The following is a 3,596-nucleotide window of genomic DNA, read 5'->3' on the forward strand; positions in this document are numbered from 1 at the left end:
GATAACCATGCGGTTTTCACAGACCTTCATTTTTCAGAGGTCATTAAAACACTGGACAATCACTCACTCAAATACATTAATCGAAACTTGGACAAACAGGAATGGTACGACCTTACGATTAAAATTTATGACAGTTATGAAGCCTATAAGATTCAATATGACAGACTTATACATGTGCTCGATAAACTTGGTGCTGGAATTATCTTAAGAGAGGGTTGGGGCGAGGATGCAGCAAAAATATTTTTGATTGTAGGCGTTTATAAGGTGACATTGTTCACGTATCTTAAGCCGTATGAAATCAAAAAAATATTGCTTGCCCTGGAGTATATGGAAAACGGCGAGAGGATTGTAGACTATGATCTTTTCTATAAAAAGAAGAAAATTCATTGGGATGAAGTAAAAATCAAAGGCATTAAGGGCAAGGAAGCGTTGAGTTTGCATTATAGAAGAGGTATTTATGAAGTCCTTGAGGCTGAAGATGTTGAAGCATTAAAGTCCATGGAAGATTATATTTTCGCCTCGAGATAAAGTCTAGGTATTGTTTTCAAAATTATTTTGGTATAATAAAAGCACATAAACGAACATATTGGATTTGGAGGATAAAAAAATGAGCATTAAGTATTCTGTAGTAGTAGTTGCATTTAGAGATATTGCACCAGAGATTGAAGAAACGGTAATGAAGTACAGCATTAGAGAAATAGATGAACCTTCAGACATAGTTACTTTCTGTAATTATGGTAGACAGTTTAATCAAGATGCTAGAGCTTGTATTTATCTTGAATGGTATGAAAAAAATATACTTAAGCATTTATCAGAGGGTTATAAAGTCGTATTATTGGAAATTCCATATTCAGCTGATAAATCTGTTATGGAGAGTTTAAATGCTATTGATGAAAGCTTGGGCGATCACCTTTTAGTTATTGAACACGATGAAATCTAAATTGTTAATGATAAAACCAAGATAGCTGACGAAAAATTTCGTCGGCTTTTTTTAAAAGGAGTTGGAGGGATTAAAATGAAAATAACTTTTTTGGGACATGCGGCATTTTTAATCGAAACGAAGGAATTTACAATTATGATAGATCCATTTTTACAAAATGGGATTACCAAGGTTAAGGTAGAGGCTTTAAAAAAGGTGGATTATATTCTCGTGACTCATGGTCATGGTGACCACATAGGCGATACGGTTGAAATTGCTAAGAATACAGGGGCAACGGTTGTTTCAAATCATGAGCTGGCACACCACTTTGGTAAGATGGGGCTTAAAACGCACAGTATGCACATAGGCGGTCGAAAGCAATTCGATTTTGGAAATGTCAAAATGACGCCTGCCTTACATGGTTCCTCTATCATGGTTGATGGCGAACTTAAGGAAGGTGGCAATCCGGGTGGCTTTATTCTTAAGATTGACGGTAAGACCTTATATCATGCCGGTGATACGGGCCTTTCGGTGGAAATGCAATTGCTTGAGTCAGAAGAAATCGACTTTGCAATGTTGCCTGTTGGGGGCAATTTTACGATGGATATCATGGATGCTGTGAGGGCTGTTAAAATGATTAAACCTAAAAAAGTCATGCCGATGCATTACAATACGTTTCCAGTAATTCAAACAGATATCTCTGATTTTGAAGCTTTGTTAAAAGAGTTTGCGCAAGATGTTGAACTGGTCATCTTAAAGGGAGATGAATCCTATGAATTATAAGTTGATAATTGCCTATGAAGGCACAAAATATAGGGGCTGGCAAAGACTCAAAAACAGCGATATGACCATCCAGGGAAAAATCGAGTCTGTGCTTACAAGATTTCTTAATGAAGAAATTGAAATCAATGGGGCAAGTCGTACGGACTCAGGCGTTCATGCCCTCTGTCAGCTTGCAAATTTTAAAACAGACAAGACACTTGATATACATGTCCTCAAAGCCTATTTGAACCAATACTTGCCTGAAGACATCGTCATTCTAGATGTAATGGCAGTTTCAGATGCTTTTCATGCACGTTTTCAATCAAAGAAAAAAGCCTATCTCTATAGGATATGGACTGCAGATTATCCACCTGTTTTTGAGAGACGCGTCGTCACAGTCCACCATGGTGAAAGGCTTGATGTCCATGCAATGAAAGCTGCTGCATCACTACTAGAAGGTCAACATGATTTTAAGGGCTTTTGTACAGACAAGACTAAAAAATCCACGATTAGAACAATCCATGCCATCACATTTGTTGAGACGGATGAAGAACTTAAAATATTCGTAGAAGGAAATGGTTTTCTCTATAATATGGTGAGGATAATCGTTGGAACACTTATTGAAGTTGGCGAGGGCAAGAGAACCCTAGAAAGTGTTAAACGCGTTCTTGAAACGGGTGATCGAAGCATAGCTGGTGAAACGGCACCACCTCAGGGATTAATGCTTTACAAAATAGAGAATGATTCTATATAATTAATTCGAGAGGCAAAATAATTAAGACAATAAGCCTCTTTAAGGTGCTGATATTTTGAGGATTTGATTTGGAGGTAAAAGTGAAAACTTTGTATTTAGATTGCTTTGCAGGTATTAGTGGTGATATGTTCATGGGGGCTCTCGTGGACTTGGGTGCTGACTTTAATATGCTAAAGACTGAACTCAGTAAGCTTGGTCTGGATCATGAATTTGAGCTCAGAAAAAGATCAGACAACAAGCTTGGTATTTTTGGGACAAAGATTGACGTCATTGATTTAAATAATCACGACCACGACCATCATGACCACGACCATCATGACCACGACCATCATGACCACGACCATCACGACCACAACCATCACGACCACGACCATCATGACCACGACCATCACGACCACGACCATCACGACCACGACCATCATGACCACGACCATCATGACCATGACCATCATGACCATAACCATCATGACCACGGCCATCATGGACACAGTCACGATCACCAACGGAACTTTGGCCATATCAAGGCGATAATAGAGAAAAGCGCTTTATCTGACCGCGTAAAAGGAGATAGTCTTAAAATATTTGAGCACGTTGCAATTGCTGAAGCTAAAATACATGGCAAGACGGTGGATGAAGTTCATTTCCACGAAGTGGGTGCCATTGATTCGATTGTAGATGTCATTGGCGCTGCGATTTGCATGGAACTTCTTGAAATAGATCAGGTATTGGCATCTAACATTGAAGTTGGAGAGGGTTTTGTGAAATGTGCACACGGCAAGATGCCTGTTCCTGCGCCTGCTACGGCTGAAATACTAATAGGGATACCGACGATTTCTAAGATAAAGGGCTATGAGATGACAACACCGACAGGTGCAGCCATAATCAAGGCCTATGTAACAGATTTTCCAGTGAATAAACCCCTAATCGCACAGAAAATTGGATATGGCATGGGGACCCGTAACCTTGATATTCCAAACTGCCTGCGTGCCATGATTATTGAACCACAAAAGTCAAAAAAACAGTGGATTTTAGAGACCAACATCGACGATATGAGTTCTGAACTCCTTGTGTTTGCAGAGGAACGCTTGTTGGCTGAGGGGGCACTGGATGTTTACAAAACGCCAATTATCATGAAAAAGGGAAGACCTGCTATAAAATTGA

Annotated in this window: 5 protein-coding genes; all 5 read left to right on the plus strand. The window is 39.3% G+C overall.

Going from position 1 to position 3,596, the window contains the following annotated elements; all coding sequences use genetic code 11:
* Positions 1 to 528 (plus strand): hypothetical protein (locus AC220I_RS20015; protein ID WP_486725633.1); only part of this gene is annotated, 528 nt, incomplete at its 5' end.
* Between the two features lie 79 nt (positions 529 to 607).
* Positions 608 to 940 (plus strand): hypothetical protein, encoded by a 333-nt coding sequence (locus AC220I_RS20020; RefSeq protein WP_486725634.1) that lies wholly within the window; start codon positions 608 to 610, stop codon positions 938 to 940.
* Between the two features lie 75 nt (positions 941 to 1,015).
* Positions 1,016 to 1,702, plus strand: coding sequence for a metal-dependent hydrolase (locus tag AC220I_RS20025; protein ID WP_486725635.1), 687 nt, complete (start codon positions 1,016 to 1,018; stop codon positions 1,700 to 1,702).
* Positions 1,692 to 2,435 (plus strand): tRNA pseudouridine(38-40) synthase TruA, encoded by a 744-nt coding sequence (truA, locus tag AC220I_RS20030; protein ID WP_486725636.1) that lies wholly within the window; start codon positions 1,692 to 1,694, stop codon positions 2,433 to 2,435. The genes AC220I_RS20025 and truA overlap by 11 nt, the downstream gene beginning before the upstream one ends.
* Positions 2,436 to 2,515: 80 nt before the next feature.
* A partial coding sequence (gene larC / locus AC220I_RS20035; RefSeq protein ID WP_486725637.1) for a nickel pincer cofactor biosynthesis protein LarC occupies positions 2,516 to 3,596 on the plus strand: 1,081 nt, incomplete at its 3' end.

The organism is Fusibacter sp., from assembly GCF_057447755.1.

Excerpts from the sequence above, each read along its gene's own strand:
- AC220I_RS20020 (WP_486725634.1), top strand. The coding sequence starts at position 608 with ATGAGCATTAAGTATTCTGTAGTAGTAGTTGCATTTAGAGATATTGCA.
- AC220I_RS20025 (WP_486725635.1), top strand. The coding sequence starts at position 1,016 with ATGAAAATAACTTTTTTGGGACATGCGGCATTTTTAATCGAAACGAAG.
- truA (WP_486725636.1), top strand. The coding sequence starts at position 1,692 with ATGAATTATAAGTTGATAATTGCCTATGAAGGCACAAAATATAGGGGC.